The organism is Bradyrhizobium sp. 132, assembly GCF_023074185.1.
Taxonomy (GTDB): domain Bacteria; phylum Pseudomonadota; class Alphaproteobacteria; order Rhizobiales; family Xanthobacteraceae; genus Bradyrhizobium.
Genome location: NZ_JADPKY010000173.1, coordinates 81,878 through 100,335, shown reverse-complemented (window position 1 = coordinate 100,335; position 18,458 = coordinate 81,878). Strand labels below are relative to the sequence as shown.

General features: G+C 63.8%; 14 protein-coding genes and 1 tRNA gene. 1 reads left to right on the top strand and 14 read right to left on the bottom strand.

The features are described 5' to 3' along the window. Window positions 1-248: 248 nt before the first annotated feature. The 4 genes from IVA74_RS38630 to IVA74_RS38615 form a co-directional block, all read right to left on the bottom strand. On the bottom strand, window positions 249-455 hold the full coding sequence (locus IVA74_RS38630) for a hypothetical protein (protein ID WP_247353089.1): 207 nt from the start codon (window positions 453-455) through the stop codon (window positions 249-251). Window positions 456-954: 499 nt separating this feature from the next. Then, on the bottom strand, window positions 955-2,580 hold the full coding sequence (locus IVA74_RS38625; RefSeq protein ID WP_247353088.1) for a hypothetical protein: 1,626 nt from the start codon (window positions 2,578-2,580) through the stop codon (window positions 955-957). A gap of 83 nt (window positions 2,581-2,663) precedes the next feature. Next, window positions 2,664-2,740, bottom strand: a tRNA-His gene (locus IVA74_RS38620). A gap of 193 nt (window positions 2,741-2,933) precedes the next feature. Continuing rightward, window positions 2,934-3,368: a phasin gene (locus tag IVA74_RS38615; RefSeq protein ID WP_247353087.1), complete on the bottom strand. Its 435-nt coding sequence runs from the start codon at window positions 3,366-3,368 to the stop codon at window positions 2,934-2,936. A gap of 554 nt (window positions 3,369-3,922) precedes the next feature. On the opposite strand from IVA74_RS38615, the gene IVA74_RS38610 reads away from it, so the two are divergent. Next, the gene (locus IVA74_RS38610; protein ID WP_247353085.1) at window positions 3,923-7,321 is read left to right on the top strand and encodes a PAS domain-containing protein; all 3,399 of its coding nucleotides are present in this window, start codon (window positions 3,923-3,925) and stop codon (window positions 7,319-7,321) included. Window positions 7,322-7,388: 67 nt separating this feature from the next. Here IVA74_RS38610 and IVA74_RS38605 read toward each other — a convergent pair whose 3' ends face one another. The 10 genes from IVA74_RS38605 to IVA74_RS38560 all read right to left on the bottom strand — a co-directional run bounded on the left by IVA74_RS38605 (window position 7,389) and on the right by IVA74_RS38560 (window position 18,386). After that, window positions 7,389-8,954 carry an FAD-dependent monooxygenase gene (locus tag IVA74_RS38605; RefSeq protein ID WP_247353083.1) on the bottom strand — a complete coding sequence of 522 codons (1,566 nt, stop codon included), beginning with the start codon at window positions 8,952-8,954 and terminating at the stop codon, window positions 7,389-7,391. Window positions 8,955-9,230: 276 nt separating this feature from the next. Continuing rightward, window positions 9,231-10,403 carry an acetyl-CoA C-acyltransferase gene (locus IVA74_RS38600; protein ID WP_247353081.1) on the bottom strand — a complete coding sequence of 391 codons (1,173 nt, stop codon included), beginning with the start codon at window positions 10,401-10,403 and terminating at the stop codon, window positions 9,231-9,233. Between the two features lie 159 nt (window positions 10,404-10,562). Further along, a complete protein-coding gene (gene serA / locus IVA74_RS38595) occupies window positions 10,563-12,152 on the bottom strand; it encodes a phosphoglycerate dehydrogenase (protein WP_247353079.1) in 1,590 nt (529 codons plus the stop codon). Window positions 12,153-12,271: 119 nt separating this feature from the next. Beyond that, window positions 12,272-13,444 carry a phosphoserine transaminase gene (locus IVA74_RS38590; protein ID WP_247353078.1) on the bottom strand — a complete coding sequence of 391 codons (1,173 nt, stop codon included), beginning with the start codon at window positions 13,442-13,444 and terminating at the stop codon, window positions 12,272-12,274. A 79-nt stretch (window positions 13,445-13,523) separates the two neighbouring features. Next, window positions 13,524-13,730, bottom strand: a complete 207-nt coding sequence (locus tag IVA74_RS38585; RefSeq protein WP_247353076.1) for a hypothetical protein — start codon at window positions 13,728-13,730, stop codon at window positions 13,524-13,526. 158 nt (window positions 13,731-13,888) lie between these two features. Then, entirely contained in the window at window positions 13,889-14,353 is a 465-nt protein-coding gene (locus IVA74_RS38580) for a GNAT family N-acetyltransferase (RefSeq protein ID WP_247353075.1), read from the bottom strand. A 25-nt stretch (window positions 14,354-14,378) separates the two neighbouring features. Continuing rightward, window positions 14,379-14,969, bottom strand: coding sequence for a glutathione S-transferase family protein (locus tag IVA74_RS38575; protein ID WP_247353073.1), 591 nt, complete (start codon window positions 14,967-14,969; stop codon window positions 14,379-14,381). A gap of 68 nt (window positions 14,970-15,037) precedes the next feature. Then, window positions 15,038-15,916: an outer membrane beta-barrel protein gene (locus IVA74_RS38570; RefSeq protein WP_247353071.1), complete on the bottom strand. Its 879-nt coding sequence runs from the start codon at window positions 15,914-15,916 to the stop codon at window positions 15,038-15,040. 168 nt (window positions 15,917-16,084) lie between these two features. Continuing rightward, on the bottom strand, window positions 16,085-16,912 hold the full coding sequence (locus IVA74_RS38565; RefSeq protein ID WP_247353070.1) for an outer membrane beta-barrel protein: 828 nt from the start codon (window positions 16,910-16,912) through the stop codon (window positions 16,085-16,087). A gap of 226 nt (window positions 16,913-17,138) precedes the next feature. Further along, a complete protein-coding gene (locus IVA74_RS38560) occupies window positions 17,139-18,386 on the bottom strand; it encodes an MFS transporter (protein ID WP_276577009.1) in 1,248 nt (415 codons plus the stop codon). Between the last annotated feature and the right edge of the window lie 72 nt (window positions 18,387-18,458).

Sequence of the window (18,458 nt, the reverse complement as noted above, 5' to 3'; positions counted from 1 at the left end):
ACCAGCTCCGCCGATCGCACGTTGCTCACCCCGCGCCAAACGGCGTAACATCCGCTGAGGCTCTAATCGCCACTGGATGAAACTTCGGAGGCAGGTCAGTGAGCACCCGACGACGCAGGCACTCCGAGAGATGGGCGTAAGCTACATTCCCGGCGTCGGCCGGGGTTCGAAGAGCTTTCTTGTGAAAGCCGCGTAGCAAAAGGCACTGGTCACACCGAGGGTTTCCATGTGGAGCCCCCGGTGCAGCCTTAAGTTCGCTTGTCGGGTGGCGTGTAGATCATCCGCTCGGTCAGGTGGGCGAGACCGCACACCATCCCAAAGGCGGCCATGCAAATGGCGTATGTAGCTAGTTCGGAATACCGATCCCTGATCGCGCCGACCAAGAAGTAGAAGGCAACCATCCCGACAACAAAAACACACACAGCAGCGATTGCGGCGATCCGCTTCCGGGTCATTGCTGGGCTCCCAAGAGGCCGCCTCAATTGGCGGAGAGAACACCGGCCGCATCAAAAGGTTTCCATTAGGAGCCCTCGGATGCGGCCGTTTTCTTTTCGTGCCAGACGGGATCAGACCTCGTAAGCCCGATCGATCATGTATGCGCAGATGTCGATGCCGCACCGATCAGCAACGCGGCCCATAAGGCCTTCCAAAGCTAACCCGGTGTTGCCCACGCGCTCCCAAAGGCGAGCCGCGAAATGCGAAGGTGAGTACGCGGCTAACTCTCCAGCTGTTCGGCTCAGATTTCCCCCGAGTTGAAGGGCTGCGTAGAGGAAGCGGTGGTAATTTTAGTGATCATGATGCGTGATCCTTTCTGTGTATCCCGGCAGCGCCCTTACCGGCGGTACGCACTCAACAGCTAAACCTGATCAGCGCTTGCGGCCTGCGTGCGCTCCGTGGCACGTGTGCGCTACACACTCCCCGGGAGACACGTGACGGTCCCTCTGAGCAATGCGGTCAATCCAGCTTGTATCGAGGAAATTTCTTCAGAGCCTCTGCCATCGCAGTCGGGGTAGGCGCGCCGTACTTCCTGCCTTCAGAGGCCTGCGTGTGTCCCGTTATCGCGTCGTTCATCTTCTCCCGCATCCCAATTTCGTCAGCGCGCCTTTTGAAAGTGTGGCGCCAAGCATGATTGGGGCTAAGTTCAGTATCTTTGACACCTAAGCCTCGCACCCATTCCCCGAGGTGCGCCCGGGCGGTATCAGCGCGCGACCGCGACGGCTTCAAGGGATCAGCGCTCAATCGTTGCGGCGTCTTGTCGTTGTAGAACAGCGCACCCTTGCCGACCCGCCTCACCATCTCAATGAAACCTTGAGCCAATAGGTGCTCGTGGATAGGCACAGTGCGGGGCTTCGCTGTCTTGATCGTGCCCGCATCCGGGGTGAGCCTCATCACGAAGAGCCCCTTACGGTCCTCTACGTCGATGCCGCGCAACTGCGTGATTTCGCCCGGACGCGCTCCCGAATAAGCACACAGCCATGGCACCCAGCGACGTGTCCGCTGAGTAGGCGTGAGGGGCTTCTGTATGGCGAAGCTCGCTTGAAGAATGATTTTGGCTTCCACATCACTGAAGCTGCGCCCCTCCTCGCGGGTCTGCACCTTTCGAGGCACGTCCACCCGCACTTCCTTGAACGGGTTTTGCGCAATGCGCTTGTGCTCGCGCGCCCAGCCAAAGACGCGACGAGAGGACGATAGCCAAACCTCGCGAACGGTGATTGCTTGACGCTCCTCGGTGATCAAGCCATGCACCCACTTGCGGGCTCCGTCCTCGGTGATCCCGTTTGCTCCGACGTCAGCGAAGTCTCGCTGCATCTCAAGGAAAACGGCACGCCATCGGCTCACCGTCTTGTCTGCTGGCTTCGTCGCGATAACGAAGGCCTCGAACAGGTCCCAGCAACTCACACCTGCGGCACGCGAAGGCCCGTCCGTGAAAGGCGGGAAGGTATCTGGCGTCTCATCGCGGGAGTAATCACCGTTCGCGCGCTTTTCTAGCGTTGAGATAGCGTCCGACAGATTGTCACTGACGGCATCCACGAATAGCGCATAGGCAGTCGGGTTCAGCGCCTTCCCCTCGCTCGCCAAGAACGTCGCTACGCGCGCCAATTCGGCAATCTGCGGTCTCACCGCCTCGCGCACGTCTGGTTCTCTTGCCCAATCCCACTGAGAATCGGCTTTGGGGTCCTCTTCGTAATCGTCTGGCGCCTCGGGACGGATCACGTTGTAGACGACATGGTCGCTGAACTCGCGCCAATACTTTGGCTTTCCCGGGTCCGCCTCGTGTTGCTTCACGAACCACGAGTACCACCGGCCTGAGAGAGCGATGGCGTTGAGCTTGGTGAGCGGCTGGCCCTCGCCATTGCGCTGAGCACGCAGCGTGGCAATGCGGGTCTCAACATCTGCCATCCATTCACCGAGGCGCGCTGCGGCTTCATGCCTTGGCGTGTCTGCTGGAAGCTTCAGGTGGGCTTCACGCTTCACGCCATAGAGCCGTTGATACTCCTCGCGGACATCCTCTGGGATGCCCTTACGCGCAAACCACCGACCATCCGCAACTCGACTTAACCCGACCATCCGCAACGCCATTTGTGCAGCCTTTTGTATTTTAGGCGGCGCAAATCCACTGGTCTATCAATAAGATGCTGGGAACGCGGAGTAATCCGCAACGGTGGTACAGTTGGGTGGGCTCGAACCACCGACCTCCTGTTCCACAGACAGGCGCTCTAACCAACTGAGCTACAACTGCATCCTTGCGAGCCGCGCCTCTGGGCGCCCTGAAAGGGCCGTGACCTAAGGGGGCTGGACGGGGCGGAAACTAGGTGCAACGGGCGTTTTTGGCAAGGCCGCAAGACGCCCAAATCGTCCGCTCGGCGACGTTATTTCCAAAGCAAAACCCGGGCTCTAGGCCCGGGTTTCTTAACTCAAACGACCCAATCCGCTTAGGCGGCGGGCGTGTAGAGCTTCGCGGCGCTGGCCTTGATCGGCTCGGCGGTCGCCGCGGCGACGCGCTGGGTCAGCTCGACCAGCTCCTTGGCCTGGGACTGGAAGGTCTCGAGCTGGGTGCGGGTGTGGCCGGTCCACAGCTGCAGCGCTTCGGCCGGCGACTTGAGGCTGAACAGCTGCTGGGCGAAGTCGAGCTGGGCGCTGGTGTTGGCCTTCATGAACTCCACCAGCTTGGCGGTGTACTCGCTCGCGCCCTTGTTGGCGGAGGTGAACACGGCCTCGACGGTGCCGTTGTGGGTCTCGGCGGCGTCCTTGAACTTGGCGTAGCTCTCGCGGGCCTGCGACACGCCCTTTTCGGCGAACGCACGCATCTGCTCGGGGACCTCGAACGGAATGATCGAGGCAGAAAACGGATCAGTCGCACCTGTCATGGTTATCCCTCACACTAATGAAAAAACGGAGTGAGCCTTCCGGCCGCGCCCGCCGGCCAACCGGGGCCATGTGTTGGCGGGTACCAAGACTGGAAACGCGAAACGAATGATGGCTCGCCCAGCGCCCGGACCATGCCTGCCTAAGATGTCAACATTGTGCAACGCAACGGGTTGGGAGGGTGCATTGCAAAATTTAATCTCGGTAAAGATGAGGTTCCCGGACGGGGGAACCCTCGGTTGAGGTATTTGGGCGGCAATTTGAGCGCGCGCCTCGTCCTTCGAGACGACCGCTGCGCGGTCTCCTCAGGATGAGGCTGGGCGGCGTCGGCGCCCGAGGAACCCGCCAAAAAGCGGGCGTCGCGAAGGATGGGGATGCAACCGCGCTGCGGCTTGCGGGGTCAGCCACATTAAGGTTATCGCGGCTTTGGGCCGCCGCTAGGGACCGGCGCCGTGGACCTGCCCGCGCCGGCGCGCGATACTAACCCTTTCTTAAGGCTGTCATTCCCGGCAGCCTTGCACCTTGATGCTGACAAGCGAGACGCGAAGCCGGTCGGATGACGAGTTCGGATTTCCAGTTGCGAGGTGTGGGCGATCCCCGGCTGGCCGTGCACGCGACCTCCCCGCTGCCCGCCTGGCTCTGGTCGACCGACGGCACGCGCGTGCTCTGGGCCAATCCGGTCGGCGCAAAGCTGTTTGGCGCGGCACATAGCGCCGCGCTCGCGGACAGGACTTTCGGCCCCGCTGACAGCCACCGCCGCCAGGTCGTCCGGCTTGCCGGCCGGCTGCCTCCGAACGGAGCCATCCGGCTCGAACGGCTGCGCGGCTTCGGCGCGCGGCTCGGCACGCTGATGACCTGCGCCTGCGCGCGGCTCGACTTCGCCGACGGCGGCCGCGCGGTCCTCGTCACCGCGATGGACCCCGGCTTGCACACCATGCCGCTGGTCGAGCGCCTGCTTCGTCTCGTCGATAACGCCAAGGTGCCGATGGCGGCGTTCGCGCCCGACGGCCTGTTCGTCGGCGCCAGCGAGACCGCCCGTCCCCTGCTCGGCTTCCGCGATCTCACTGATGCCGGCCTCGACCAGGCGCGCAGCGATGCGCTTCGCCAGGGCCGCGCCGAGACGCCGATCGGCATCGGCCAGATGGTGCTGCAACGGGTCGGCAGCGGGGCCGATGTCGGCCTGGTCGCGCTGATCGAGCCTGCCGTGCAGGTGGCTGCGACGGCGGAGGCGGATGCTGCGCCTGAAGCCAAAGAAGACATCGCGCGCGAGGAGATCGCTCAGCCCGAGGCTGCGCCGCCCGCGCCTCCAGCCGCCGTGCCGGAGCATGCACAACCCGCGCTGCCGAACGAGGCTCCATCCGAATTCGCGCTGTTCGACGCCTTTGCCGAGCCGGTCGAAGCGCCGGAAGCAACCGGGACGAACGCGCACGAACCGCCTTTGAGCGAGCCGACGACAGAGATCGCCACGATCCAGGAAGCGGTCGAGGAAGCCGTCGCCGAAGCCGCGTGCAAGACTCCGGTTGAAAACTCGCCAGAGGCCATCGTGTCGCCGCAGGCCGCGCCGATCACGTCACACATGGTCGAGCCGCCATCGGGCCACGAAGAGCCGCCCGCACCGCGTCAGCATCCGCTGCGCTTTCTCTGGCAGATGGATGCAGAGGGCCGCTTTGTGCTCGCAACCAGCGAGTTCATCCACCTGATCGGCGCGCACACGGCCGCCGGCTTCGGCCGCCCGTGGCGCGAGATCGCCGACGCATTTGCGCTCGATCCTGAAAGCCGCGTGGCGCAGGCGCTCGCAAGCGAGGACACCTGGGCCGGGATCACCGTGAACTGGCCGGCCGATGGCGGCGAGCATCTGCCGGTCGAGCTTGCAGGGCTGCCCATCTATGACGGCGCGCGCAATTTCGCGGGCTTCAAGGGATTTGGCGTCTGCCGCGATGTCGACGGCCTTAACCGGCTCGAGGCGCTCAGGCGTTTCGAACTGTTGGCCGAACCGCCGGCGCCGCAAAGCCTGTCCGCCGACGTGGTCGAGCCCGAGCCCGAAGCCAAGTCTGAACCGGAGGCACCGCCGCCGCCGATCGAGCCGCCTGAGCCTGAATCTGAACTGCCCCAACCCACAACCGCAGCGAATTCACACCCAACCGATCCGGAAACGCCAGTGGAAACGCCTCCCAATGTCCTGCCGTTCCGAGCGCCCGGCGACACCAGATCGCCGACGCTGACGCCGGTCGAGAACAGCGCGTTCAACGAGCTGGCCCGGCAATTGTCCGAGCGCCTCGAACGCGACAAGGAAACCATCGCGGCTTCATCCGAGCCGCCGGCGGCAGAGATCAAGCCCGAACCGCCGACGCCGGAGACGGAAGCCCCGCACGCACCGGCCGAATGGTTGAACGAACCCGCGCCGCCCGCGCACGGCCACAGCACGCGCGACCGCGCGCTGCTCGACCTGCTGCCGACGGGCATCTTGATCTATCGGCTCGACCGCCTGCTCTACGCCAACCCCGCCTTCCTCGCGCGCATGGGCTATGCCGGCCTGAGCGCACTGGAGAACGCCGGCGGGCTCGATGCGCTTTATGTCGAGCCGGGCGTGTCCGCGGCCAGCAGCACGTCGCAAGGCGGCACGCCTGTTACGATCAGCGCGACGCTCGCCAATGGCGAAGCGCCGCTTCCAACCACCGAGGCGCATCTGCACACGATCGACTGGGACGGCGAGAGCGCGCACGCGCTGATCTGCGCGCTGCCCAATCCTGCCGCTGTCGTGGCTGCACCTGTTGCCGCCTCGCCTGTCGTCGTCGAGACCATCGTCCCGGAGTCCTTCCTCTTCGCGCCCGAGCCCGAGGCCGGCGATGCGGCCGCGGAAGATCTCGCCGCGATCCTCGACACCACGGCCGAGGGCATCGTCATGTTCGACGCCGAGGGCAACATCCACGCCTGCAACCGCAGCGCCGAGGCGTTGTTCGGCTATGACGGCGAGACGCTGATGCAGCAGAATCTGGTGACGCTGTTTGCACCGGAGAGCCAGCATGTCGTGATCGACTATCTCGAAAACCTCAAGAGCCAGGACATCGCGAGCCTGCTCGACCACGGCCGCGAGGTGCTGGGGCGCGAAAAGAAGGGCGGCGTCATTCCGCTCGCGATGATCATGGGCCGCACCAGGCCCGACGGCCCGAACTTCTTCGCCGTGTTCCGCGACCTCTCGCACAGCAAGCAGGGCGAGAGCGAGCTGACGCAGGCCCGCCGCCTCGTCGACGGTGCGGCGAATGCCAAGGCCGACATGCTGGCGCGGATCAGCCACGAGATCCGCACGCCGCTCAACGCCATCATCGGCTTTTCCGAGGTGATGATCTCCGAACGTTTCGGCACGCTCGGCAACGAGCGCTACGGCGAGTACATGAAGGACATCCGCGCCTCCGGCGAGCGCGTGATCGCCATCATCGACGATCTGCTCGAGCTGTCGCGGATCGAGACCGGCAAGCTCGACCTCAACTTCGCCAACCTCAACCTCAATGATCTCGTCGAAGCCTGCGTGGTCGTGATGCAGCCGCAGGCCAATCGCGAGCGCATCATCATCCGCACCTCGCTCGGCCATGCGCTGCCGCAGGTGAGCGTGGATGCGCGCGCGATGCGGCAGATCACCATGAATCTGATCTCGAACTCGATCCGGCTTGCCAGCGCCGGCGGCCAGGTCATCGTCTCGACGGCGCTGTCCGACCACGGCGAGGTCGCCCTTCGCATCCGCGACACCGGTCATGGCCTTAGCGAGCGCGAAGTCGCCGCCGCGATGGAGCCGTTCCGCACCCCGCCACCTGGCGACGCCGAAGACAATTCGGCGCTCAGCCTGTCGCTGACCAAAGCCCTGGTCGAAGCCAACCGCGCCCGGTTCAACATCAAGAGCGCGGCGAACTCCGGCTCGCTGATCGAGGTGGTGTTCGCACCGGCGCTGGCGAAGGCGTGAACGGCGTAGTCCGCCTGAGCGAAGCGACACCCGTGAAAGGTCCCGCATATCGCTCCGCTCATGCGGGCTACGCAGATGCGCGCGCCGAGGATTCACCGAACCATCGCGATGCGGCCTGAGCAGCTTCCTTCTCGTCGGCCGCACCGTCACTGGCCCACGCGACAAAACCATCGGGGCGCACCAGCACGGCGCTCAGGCCCAGCCGATCCCTGACGTCATCAGCGACGTAATCGATCCGACCACTCCAGCGGCTCGCAAGCGCTTGAAGCGGTGATCGAGCGTCAAAATCCAGCAATAGACCTTTCGCCGTCCGGAGGCGTTCTCCGACCGTCGTTCCATCGAACAATTCGAAATCGGGAACACTGCGGCCCACAAGCGGATGGCCGCCGCCGAGATCGTAGCGGAGCGAAACGCCGCGCACGCGTTCGGCGAAATAGCTCGCACCGTCCCGGGTCGCGATCAGATCGCGCATGATGGCCTGGAGCGCGCGCGTGCTCGGCGTCGGCCGCATGATCGCGACCTGCGCGCGCGACCAGTCGAGGATCTGCGCGCCGACCGGATGCCGCTCGCGCGAATAGGTGTCGAGGAGGTCGGCGGGCGCATCTCCGCGGATCGCAGCCGTCAGCTTCCAACCGAGATTCATCGCATCGCCGAGACCGAGATTGAGGCCTTGGCCGCCGAGCGGCGAGTGGATGTGGGCGGCGTCGCCGGCCAGGAGCACGCGCCCCTTGCGATATGTCGTGGCCTGATAGGCCCGATCCGTCCAGGTGGCGGCAAGCCGAAGCGCTGTGATGGTGACGTCCGTGCAGGAGACTCGTCGCAGGACCTTCTGCACATGCTCGGGTGTGATCGGCTCGGTCCGGTGGAAGGCACCACCGTCGAAATCGACCATCGCGATCGTCCCTCGCTGCGCAAAGGTATACACGCCCGTCGGCGTGTAGTTGCGGCCCGGGCTTAGCTTGTCCGGATCGGCCAGCTCGACTTCGACGGAATAGCCTGTGAATTCGGGGTCGGTGCCGACGAAGTCGAAGCCTCTCATCTTCCGCACCGTGCTGCGGCCGCCGTCGCAACCGACGAGCCAGCGTCCCCGGAAGGTCTCGCCGGCCGCCTGCACCATTACGTCTTCGTCTGAAGCGGCAACGGCATCGACGCCGAAGCCGCGCCGGATTTCGACGCCCAGGCGGGATGCGCGCGCGGCCAGAACGGATTCGAGAGTTTCCATATCGACCGCGACGCCGGCATCGGCCGGCGTCGGCAGACGCCAGGGCCACTTCGCAACATCGATGTTGTCCTGATAGAACTGGATGCCGGCGAAATGACCTGCGGGCCGTCGGGTCTGCTGCATCCAATGGGCAGCGGACTTGATGGCGCCTGAGGCAAGGTGCTGCGCGGCCACGATATCGTCCAGCAAGCCACGCCGGTGGAACGCCTCGAGCGTGGGGATCGAAAGGCCGCGCAGGCCGAACGGGAGTTGCTTCAGCGCCGAATGCGGGTCTTGCGATTGCTCCAGCACCAGGACCTGGAGACCGGCGAGCCGCAACTCGCACGCGAGAAACAGGCCGACTGGGCCGGCACCCGCAACGACGACGTCGTATGGACTAGAGGATTGCAGATTCGAGGATTGAGTTTGCATGAGACGCTCCTGTGGTCGATGTTCGACCGGAGCGTTCCCTGGGCTTCGAGAATCACACGGACGAACGATGGGGCGCCTTGGCGGCGTCCGATGTTCGTCGTGGGGATCTCGTGCACAAGGCCAAAGACCAGAGCTTTCGTTACCGAAAGGACTTGGGCTCACCAGACCAAGTCTGCCTTTTCCGACACGAGCTATATAGTTTCGTGGCGATCGACGCGCAACGAAAAAGGCACCACGCTTGCGGCGCCGTGCCCTTCGCATTCATATCGCTTGATCTCAGCTATAGATCTCGAACAGGCCCGCGCCGCCCTGGCCGCCGCCGATGCACATCGTCACGACGCCCCACTTGGCCTTGCGGCGGGCGCCTTCCTGCAGCAGGTGGCCGGTGAGCCGGGCGCCGGTCATGCCGAAGGGATGGCCGATCGCGATCGAGCCGCCGTTGACGTTGTACTTGGCGGGATCGATGCCGAGCTTGTCGCGGGAGTAGAGGCACTGGCTGGCGAACGCCTCGTTGAGCTCCCACAGATCAATGTCGTCGATCTTCAGGCCGGTGCGCTTGAGCAGTTTCGGAATCGCGAACACCGGTCCGATGCCCATCTCGTCGGGCTCGCAGCCGGCGGTCGCCCAGGCGACGAAGCGGCCGAGCGGCTTCAGGCCGCGCTTCTCCGCGTCCTTGGCTTCCATCAGCACCACGGCGGCGGCGCCGTCCGAGAGCTGGCTGGCATTGCCGGCGGTGACGGACTTGCCGGGGCCCTTCACCGGCTCGAGCTTGGCGAGACCTTCCAGCGTGGTCTCGGGGCGATTGCACTCGTCGCGATCGACGACGTAGTCGACGATGCTCTCCGCCTTGGTCTGCTTGTCGACGACCTTCATCCTGGTCTTCATCGGGACGATCTCGTCCTTGTATTTTCCCGCCTGCTGGGACGCCGCCATGCGGCGCTGCGATTCCAGCGAGAACTCGTCCTGGTATTCGCGGCTGAGCTTGTAGCGCTCGGCGACGATGTCGGCGGTGTCGATCATCGCCATGAAGATGTCAGGCGCGACCTTGAGCAATTCCGGATCGATCGTCTCCTTCGGCGTCCCGCCGCCCGGCATCGAGATGCTCTCGACGCCGCCGGCGACGATGCAATCGGCGCCGTCGGAGCGGATCGAGTTGGCGGCCATCGCGATGGTCTGCAGCCCCGACGAGCAGAAGCGGTTCACCGAGACGCCGGCGGTGGTCGTCGGCAGGCCGGCGAGCAGCGCGGCCTGGCGGCCGATGTTCGGCGCGCCATGGGCGCAATTGCCGAGATAGCAATCCTCGACATAGTCCTTCTCGACACCGGCGCGGTTCACCGCGTGCTGGATGGCGTGGGCCGCCAGCGACATCGGCGGCGTGATGTTGAACCCGCCGCGGCCGGATTTTGCGAGGCCCGTGCGCGCATAGGAAACGATGACGGCTTCACGCATTGTCTTCTCCCTTTTCGAACGATGGTACGGAGCGTCCTGGGCGCCATTGGTACACAAAGTTTGCAGGCGGCGGGGAAATTACTGGGGCCTACCAGCCAAACAAAACGCCGCCCTCGCGAGAGGGCGGCGTTGTTCCGCTGGTCGGAATATGTGGGCGTATCAGAACGTCAGCGCCTTGACCTGCTTGACCTGCGGCAGGGCCTGCACCTTTGCGAGCAGATCGGCCGGCACCGCGCCGTCGACTTCGACCAGCGCGATGGCATCGCCGCCCTGCTCGACACGGCCGAGATGGAAGGTCGCGATGTTGATCTTGGCGTCGCCGAGAAGCCCTGCGAACTTGCCGATGAAGCCCGGCTTGTCCTCGTTGGTGACGTAGATCATCGACTTGCCGAACTCGGCGTCGACGCGGATGCCCTTGATGTCGACGAGGCGCGGCTTGCCGTCGTGATAGACGGTGCCGGAGACCGAGCGCTCCTGGCGTTCGGTCGCGACCGTCACGGTGATCAGGCTCTCATAGTCGCTCTGCGCGGCGCGCACGATCTCGTCGACCACCATGCCGCGCTCCTTGGCGACGACGGGCGCGGACACGACGTTGACCTCGCCCAGCATCGGCCGCAGCAGGCCCGACAATACCGCAGAGGTGATCGCCTTGATCTTCATCTCGGCGACGTGGCCTTCATAGGTGATCTCGACCTTGAGGATGCCGGTCTCGGTGAGCTGGCCGGCAAACGAGCCGAGCTTCTCGGCGAGCGTGATGAACGGCTTCAGCTTCGGCGCCTCTTCCGCGGTGATCGAGGGGAAGTTGACGGCATTCGAGATCGCGCCGGTCAGCAGGTAATCCGACATCTGCTCGGCGACCTGGAGCGCGACGTTCTCCTGCGCTTCGGTGGTGGACGCGCCGAGATGCGGCGTGCAGATCACGTTGGGGTGACCGAACAGCACGTTCGCAGTGGCGGGCTCCTCGACGAAGACGTCGAAGGCGGCGCCCGCGATATGCTTGGAATTCAAGGCGTCGACCACGGCCTGCTCGTCGACGAGGCCGCCGCGGGCGCAGTTGATCAGGCGCACGCCCTTCTTCATCCTGGCGATCGCGGCAGCATCGATGATGTTCTTGGTCTTCTCGGTCAGCGGCGTATGCAGCGTGATGAAATCGGCGCGCTTCAGGAGATCGTCGAGATCGACCTTCTCGACCCCGATGTCCCTGGCGCGCTCCGGCGACAGGAACGGATCGAACGCGATCACCTTCATGCGCAGGCCGAGCGCGCGGTCGGCGACGATCGAGCCGATGTTGCCGCAGCCGACGACGCCGAGCACCTTGCCGGTGATCTCGACACCCATGAAGCGATTCTTTTCCCACTTGCCGGCCTGGGTCGAAGCGTCCGCCTGCGGAATCTCGCGCGCCAGCGCCAGCATCAGGGTGATGGCGTGCTCGGCGGTCGTGATCGAATTGCCGAACGGCGTGTTCATCACGATGATGCCCTTGGCCGTGGCGGCGGGAATCTCGACGTTGTCGACGCCGATCCCGGCGCGGCCGATTACCTTGAGGTTGGTGGCCTTCTCGAGGATCTTGGCGGTCGCTTTCGTCGCGGAGCGGATCGCAAGGCCGTCGTAATTGCCGATGATCTCGGCGAGCTTGTCCTTGTCCTTGCCGAGATTGGGCTGGAAATCGACCTCAACGCCGCGGTCTTTGAAAATCTGCACGGCTGCGGGAGAGAGCGCATCGGAAATGAGAACTTTGGGTTTAGTCATGGGGATAATCCTCTACCTTCCCTGAAACCAGGGCGGCCGTCGACCGGAATAAGTTGATGTCTCGGAGCGGTTTCTTCTCCCTCTCCCCGTTCGTTCGGGGAGAGGCTAAGAAAGAAAGCTCACGCCGCCTTGGCGAGCGCGGCCTTGGTCTCGGCAAAAGCCCAGTCGATCCACTGCGTCAGCAGCGCGACATCACTGGCCTCGACGGTCGCACCACACCAGATGCGCAGGCCGGCGGGCGCATCGCGGTAGTACGCGAAGTCGTAGCCCGCGCCTTCCTTCTCGACCAGCGCCACCAGCTTCTTGGAGAAGTCAGCCTGCGCGTCCTCGGAGAGCGAGGTGATCGCGTGATCGGTGAACTTCAGGCACACCGAAGTGTTGGAGCGGATCGCGGCGTCCTTGGCGAGGAAGTCGATCCACGGCGTCTTCGCCTTCCAGTCGGCGAGCACCTTGGTGTTGGCGTCGGCGCGCGCGATCAGCGCCTTCAGGCCGCCGATCGACTTGCCCCAGTTCAGCGCGTCGAGATAATCCTCGACGCAGAGCATCGACGGCGTGTTGATGGTCTCGCCGACGAAGATGCCCTCGTTGATCTTGCCGCCCTTGGTCATGCGGAAGATTTTCGGCAGCGGCCAGGCCGGCTTGTAGGTTTCGAGCCGTTCCACCGCGCGGGGCGACAGGATCAGCATGCCGTGCGCGGCCTCGCCGCCGAGCGCCTTCTGCCAGGAGAAGGTGACGACGTCGAGCTTGGCCCAGTCGAGGGCTTGCGCGAACGCGGCCGAGGTGGCGTCGCAGATGGTCAGGCCTTCGCGGGTCGCGCTGATCCAGTCAGCGTTCGGCACGCGCACGCCTGATGTGGTGCCGTTCCAAGTGAAGACGACGTCGGACTTCGGATCGACCTTGGAGAGGTCGGGGAGTTCACCGTAGCCAGCGTTGAGCTTGGTGACGTCCTTGAGCTTCAATTCCTTGACGATGTCGCTGACCCAGCCTTCGCCGAAGGATTCCCAGGCGAGCGTGGTGACGGGCCGCGCACCCAGCATCGACCACAGCGCCATCTCGACCGCGCCGGTATCGGAGGCCGGCACGATGCCGATGCGATAATCGGCGGGCACTTCAAGCACTTCGCGCGTCAAGTCGATCGCGAGCTTGAGTTTGGTCTTGCCGACCTTCGCGCGATGCGAACGGCCGAGCGCTGCGTCCTTGAGATTTTGGGCATTCCATCCGGGGCGCTTGGCGCAGGGGCCGGAGGAAAAATGCGGCACGTTCGGCCGCGAAGCGGGCTTCGCTACAGTCATAGTCTACCCTTCCAGATAGTAAGCCTCCCGTTGGGGGGAGGTGTCCCGCCGCGGCTGATACGGGAAACGGGAAGAGTCGTCAAGGAAGTTCCGGGACCTCACGCGCGAGTGATGGCGCCTCCGGTGCGATATCCGGGGATTCGACCACTGCAAGCGCGTTCAGCAAGCCCGTGGCATCGCTGATCAATTGCGCGGCACGGCGGCGGCTGCCAACTTTCAAAATGCATTTGTCATTGGCCTGCACGACGTAATCGTTGCCGACCTTGATTATCGAATAGCTTTTCATCGAAATCCCCGAACCGACCGAGCCCGGTTGCAGACGCTGCCGTAGCACCGTTCGCTCCCGGTTCCACGTGAACCACGAACGGGTAGTTTATCAGCTCTTAACATGACCGAACACGCGATCCGATTTCGCTGATCGTGCAACGCTCGCGGCGCATTGCATCAAAAGCGAACAGTCATGCCGACGTGGCTCGATGTAAATCCGAGCCGCTTGTAGAAGCGCTGCGCATCTGTTCGCGTCTGATGAGTCAGCAATTCGACCAGATTGCAGCCGCGCGCTTTCGCTTCGGTCACCGCCCATTGCACCAATTGTTCGCCGATGCCGCGGCTGCGGCAATCGGAAGCAACGCGGACATCTTCGAGCAGACCGCGCATACCGCCCTGCGAGCTGATGCCGGGCAGGATCGCGAGTTGCAGGCAGCCGACCACCCTGTCCTCGCTCTCGGCAACCACGAGCTGGAGATTTTCATCGCGCCCGACCCGCGCGAATGCCTCGTAATAGACCGCAGGCAACGGATCTTCCACGCGCTCGCGTGCGCTCCCGAGACGATCGTCGGCGAGCATCGCGACGATCGCAGCAACATCCTCGCGGCGCGCCGGACGAATGGAGACGGATTCAGCGTTCATTGCGATACTCCTGCCTCAGCGCGCCTTAACGCACCTTGGGAAGCCTGAGAAAGGCCTCGGCTTCGGCGATCCAGCGGCGGACGGCAGCAAAGCGGCTGAGATCGAAGCCGCCTTCATGCGCAACGCGGGTATAGGCGAGCAGCGACACGTCGGCGAGCGAAACCGCGTCCCCAGCAAGGAAACGGCTGCCGGCGAGATGCTGCTCCATGCGGTCGAGCGCCGCATAGCCGCGCTTGACCTTTTCAGGATCGAGCTCGGAGGCGTCCTTGCCGAGATAGACGAGCTGGAAGCGGCACACCGCGATATAGGGCTCGTGGCTGTATTGTTCCCAGAACAGCCATTCGTCCATCTTGGCGGCCGTGAAGGCATCGCGCGGAACGAGCGCGCTGTCGCGTGCGAGATAGCGGATGATGGCATTGGATTGCGCCAGCGTGCGACCGTCGTCCAAGGCGACGGTTGGCACCTGGCCGGCGCCGTTCATCTCTAGGAATTGGGGCGTGCGCGTCTCGCCCTTGCGCGTATCTATTTCGATCCATCGGTAAGGCAATGCGAGCTTGTCGCAGACCCACTTCACCTTCAGACAATTGCCGGAATTGGTATCGCCGTAGATCCGCATCGCTGCCCCCGCGCGTTCAGCGACAGAGCATCAGGAGGAAACAAGGCTGTCAACAGGAAGCGGACGGCTCAGAACTGGTAGCCAGCGCCGACGCGGAAGTTGTTCAGGCCGACCGTGATGTCCTTCACGTTCGAAAAGCCGACATGCTCCCATTCGCCGCGAAGCAGGATGTTGCCGCAGATCGCGTACTCGACACCGATACCGGCCGTCCATCCGTACATGAAGCTGTTGGTGCGCAGCTCAGTCTTGGACAGTGTGTCCGAACCGGCGGGCAGATGTCTATGAACCGTTGTGGCTATGCCGCCGTTGACTACGACGTCGTCGAAGTCATCGTACTTCTGCCAGGATACTGTCGCAAATCTCGAAACTTCGGCGCGTCCGATTGCCAAGCCGGCAAAGGCATACGGCATGAAGTCGCCCCCGTCCCAGCCGACGCGGCCGCGAAAGGTTGCGTAATCCTTGAGCTTCAGCGCAGCACCACCACCGAGCGTGGTGGCGTAGGTATAAGTATGGCCAGTCGGAGCCGTTTCGCCAGGGAGCAATCGCGCCATGGAATCGCTCGCCGAGCTCGACAGATTGTTCATGTAGCTGTAATTGGCCTCGACGCCGAACACCGCATCGTAGAGCTGCCAATTGCGGCCGACATAGGCGCCAAACCCGGTCGACTGCACGTGGTTACTCGGCAGCAGCGCCCAGCCGCCGACCGGCGCCTGGAGGATGCTGTTGCGAAGCATGAAGTCGGTCATCGTCTTTGGGGCGTGACTGAAATCGACGTCGGTCGTGGCAAAGCCGAACTGGCCGCCGACATAGAAACCGTCCCAGTTGTGGGACGTCTTCGACAGTCCGTCCGTGAAGCTGCCGCGCAGGATGGGCAGGTCAGAGAGATCGGCCGCGTGCGCGGCAGAGACCGTCCCCAATATCGCCGCCGCCAACCAAAGCCTACGCATCGAACGCTCCATCGAACTCGAACTTTCGCTCGTGATCATGGCCCGTTAACCTTAACCAATGGTTGCACCGGGGACTTTCGTCGCGGTGAAGCCATGAAAAATACGCAAAGCAAAACGGCGCGGGATGATCCCGCGCCGCTAAGAAGTCTAAAGCGATCAGGCTGACGATCAGCCCTTGGTGACGAGCGGCGGCATGTAGGCCGGCGGACTGTTGAGATCCCAGCGCACGCCGAGCTTGATATCGTGCGAGGTGAGCTCCTTGATCTTGATCGTGGACGGGCCGGAGGCACTGTTGTCGAACAGGCGGTAGTTGCCGGGCGCCGCGTCGCCGAGATTCATGTAGCTGTAGGCCAGTTCGACCGTGAACCCGGGGTTGACCCTGTAGGCGAGACCGGCGTGAGCCGCCCAGGCCAAATTCCACTTCCCGTTGTCGGCGAAGTAGGCGACGCTGTTGTTCAGCAACGGGCTGTATGACACGCCGTCGTCACGGAAGCCGCTGATCTTGTTGTAGGAGCCGCCGACACCGGCGCCGATGAACGGCGTGATGCACCACCAAGTGCCGAGATCGACATAGGCATTCGCCATGACGACCCACTCGGACTTGCTGCCGCTGTAATTGTTGGAGCCAACGAAGCCGGGCGCAATGACGTTGTCCGCACCGTGCAGATTGGCCTTGCCGCGGTACTGACCGATCAAGTCGGCGCGGAACCAGTTGTTGAAGCGATAGCCGACGCCGAGATCGAACAGCGGCGAGGAGTCGAAACCGAGCCCCGTCGTCGTGGTCGGGAACGCTGCCGCAGTCGCACTGTCGATGCGCTTGGCGCTCTGGTTGGTCATGCCGACGTCGCCGCGCAGATACCAGCCGCCGAAGTCCGAGGGCGGCGGCGGGGGCGCGTACATCGGAGGGGGCGCTGCGATCGGCATGTCGGCGGCGAACGCCATCGAGGACATCAGGGTTGCCGCACCCGCGGCAAGGAGAGACTTAACGCTACGCATTGGCTTCGTCCTTTTGGCCGGTGAGGCAAATACGGCGCCTCACGTTCTGGAAACTCACGGCCCGGACGATGCCAGCAAATGTTTAAGCGCCACTTAACCCTAATTTTTAAGGTTGATTTTTTCTCAACTCACACGCCGATGCGGCAAGAGCGCTGCAAAAATGCGGCGGCTGAACGTCGCAATTGCTAACGTTGTATGAAGCCGCGTTGCGGCAAGACAGGATGCGTTAACGGACGTGCCGCGGCAGCTTGGGCAGGAACACCGCGAGCAGGCCGATCGCCGGCAGATAGGCACAGACCTGGTAGACGAACTCGATCGAGGTGTGGTCGGCGAGCTTGCCGAGCACGGCCGCGCCCAGGCCCCCGATGCCGAAGGCGACGCCGAAGAACACGCCGGAGATCATGCCGAAGCGATGCGGTACCAGCTCCTGCGCGAACACGATGATCGACGACGTCGTCGAAGAGATGATCAGGCCGATGATCACCGAGAGCACCGCGCTCGCATAGAGCCCCGCATAGGGCAGCGCCAGCGTGAACGGCAGCGCGCCCAGGATCGAGATCCAGATCACGATCTTGCGGCCGTAGCGATCGCCCAGGGGACCGCCGAGAAAAGCGCCGACCGCGTTCGCTGCGAGGAAAACGAAGAGATACATCTGCGCCGCCTGGGTCGACACGCCAAAGCGGTCGATCAGATAGAAGATGTAATAGCTCGACAGGCTCGAGACGTAGAGCTGTTTCGAGAACAGCAGCGCGACCAGCACGAGGAGCGCAACGGTGACGCGACGCGCGCTCGGCGCGTCGGGATGGGTCTCGATCGCGACCGTCTTCTTCGCCTTGATCTGCGGTTCGTACCAGCGGCCGATGCGCCAGAGGATGAGGATCGCGAGGAAGGCGATCGAGGAAAACCAGGCGATGCTGCCCTGCCCGAACGGCACGACGATGAGCGCGGCCAATACCGGTCCCATCGAGGTGCCAAAACTGCCGCCGAGCTGGAACACCGATTGCGCAAAGCCGTAGCGGCCGCCGGAGGCGAGCCGCGCGATGCGCGCGGATTCGGGATGAAACACTGCCGAGCCGAGACCGACCAGCGCGGCGGCGACGAGGATGACGAGATATTGGTGGGCGGCGCTGAGCAGCAAGAGACCGAAGAAGGTCGAGGCCATGCCGATCGACAGCGAATAGGGCTGCGCCTTTTTGTCGGTGTAGTGGCCGACCACTGGCTGGAGCAGCGAGGCCGTGAACTGGAACGCCAGCGTGATCATGCCGATCTGTGCGAAGTCGAGCGCGTAGGTGTCCTTCAGGATCGGATACACCGAAGCGATCAGCGACTGCATGGTGTCATTGAGGAAGTGCGAGAAGCTGATGCCGGCAAGCACGACATAGGCCGGCCCTGCGGCCGACTTCGCCGGCGTCACGTCGCTGACGACGACGGACTCGGTCAGCGTTTCCTCGGAGACGACGACGGGCTTGTTCAATGGAGTATCCCGGCAGGCGCGGCGAACCGCCGCACGGCCTGACTACGATGACCGGGGCGGCCAAACCACCGC

Coding starts and splice junctions, on each gene's coding strand:
- IVA74_RS38630 (WP_247353089.1), bottom strand. CDS start 455: ATGACCCGGAAGCGGATCGCCGCAATCGCTGCTGTGTGTGTTTTTGTT.
- IVA74_RS38625 (WP_247353088.1), bottom strand. CDS start 2,580: ATGGCGTTGCGGATGGTCGGGTTAAGTCGAGTTGCGGATGGTCGGTGG.
- IVA74_RS38615 (WP_247353087.1), bottom strand. CDS start 3,368: ATGACAGGTGCGACTGATCCGTTTTCTGCCTCGATCATTCCGTTCGAG.
- IVA74_RS38610 (WP_247353085.1), top strand. CDS start 3,923: ATGACGAGTTCGGATTTCCAGTTGCGAGGTGTGGGCGATCCCCGGCTG.
- IVA74_RS38605 (WP_247353083.1), bottom strand. CDS start 8,954: ATGCAAACTCAATCCTCGAATCTGCAATCCTCTAGTCCATACGACGTC.
- IVA74_RS38600 (WP_247353081.1), bottom strand. CDS start 10,403: ATGCGTGAAGCCGTCATCGTTTCCTATGCGCGCACGGGCCTCGCAAAA.
- serA (WP_247353079.1), bottom strand. CDS start 12,152: ATGACTAAACCCAAAGTTCTCATTTCCGATGCGCTCTCTCCCGCAGCC.
- IVA74_RS38590 (WP_247353078.1), bottom strand. CDS start 13,444: ATGACTGTAGCGAAGCCCGCTTCGCGGCCGAACGTGCCGCATTTTTCC.
- IVA74_RS38585 (WP_247353076.1), bottom strand. CDS start 13,730: ATGAAAAGCTATTCGATAATCAAGGTCGGCAACGATTACGTCGTGCAG.
- IVA74_RS38580 (WP_247353075.1), bottom strand. CDS start 14,353: ATGAACGCTGAATCCGTCTCCATTCGTCCGGCGCGCCGCGAGGATGTT.
- IVA74_RS38575 (WP_247353073.1), bottom strand. CDS start 14,969: ATGCGGATCTACGGCGATACCAATTCCGGCAATTGTCTGAAGGTGAAG.
- IVA74_RS38570 (WP_247353071.1), bottom strand. CDS start 15,916: ATGCGTAGGCTTTGGTTGGCGGCGGCGATATTGGGGACGGTCTCTGCC.
- IVA74_RS38565 (WP_247353070.1), bottom strand. CDS start 16,912: ATGCGTAGCGTTAAGTCTCTCCTTGCCGCGGGTGCGGCAACCCTGATG.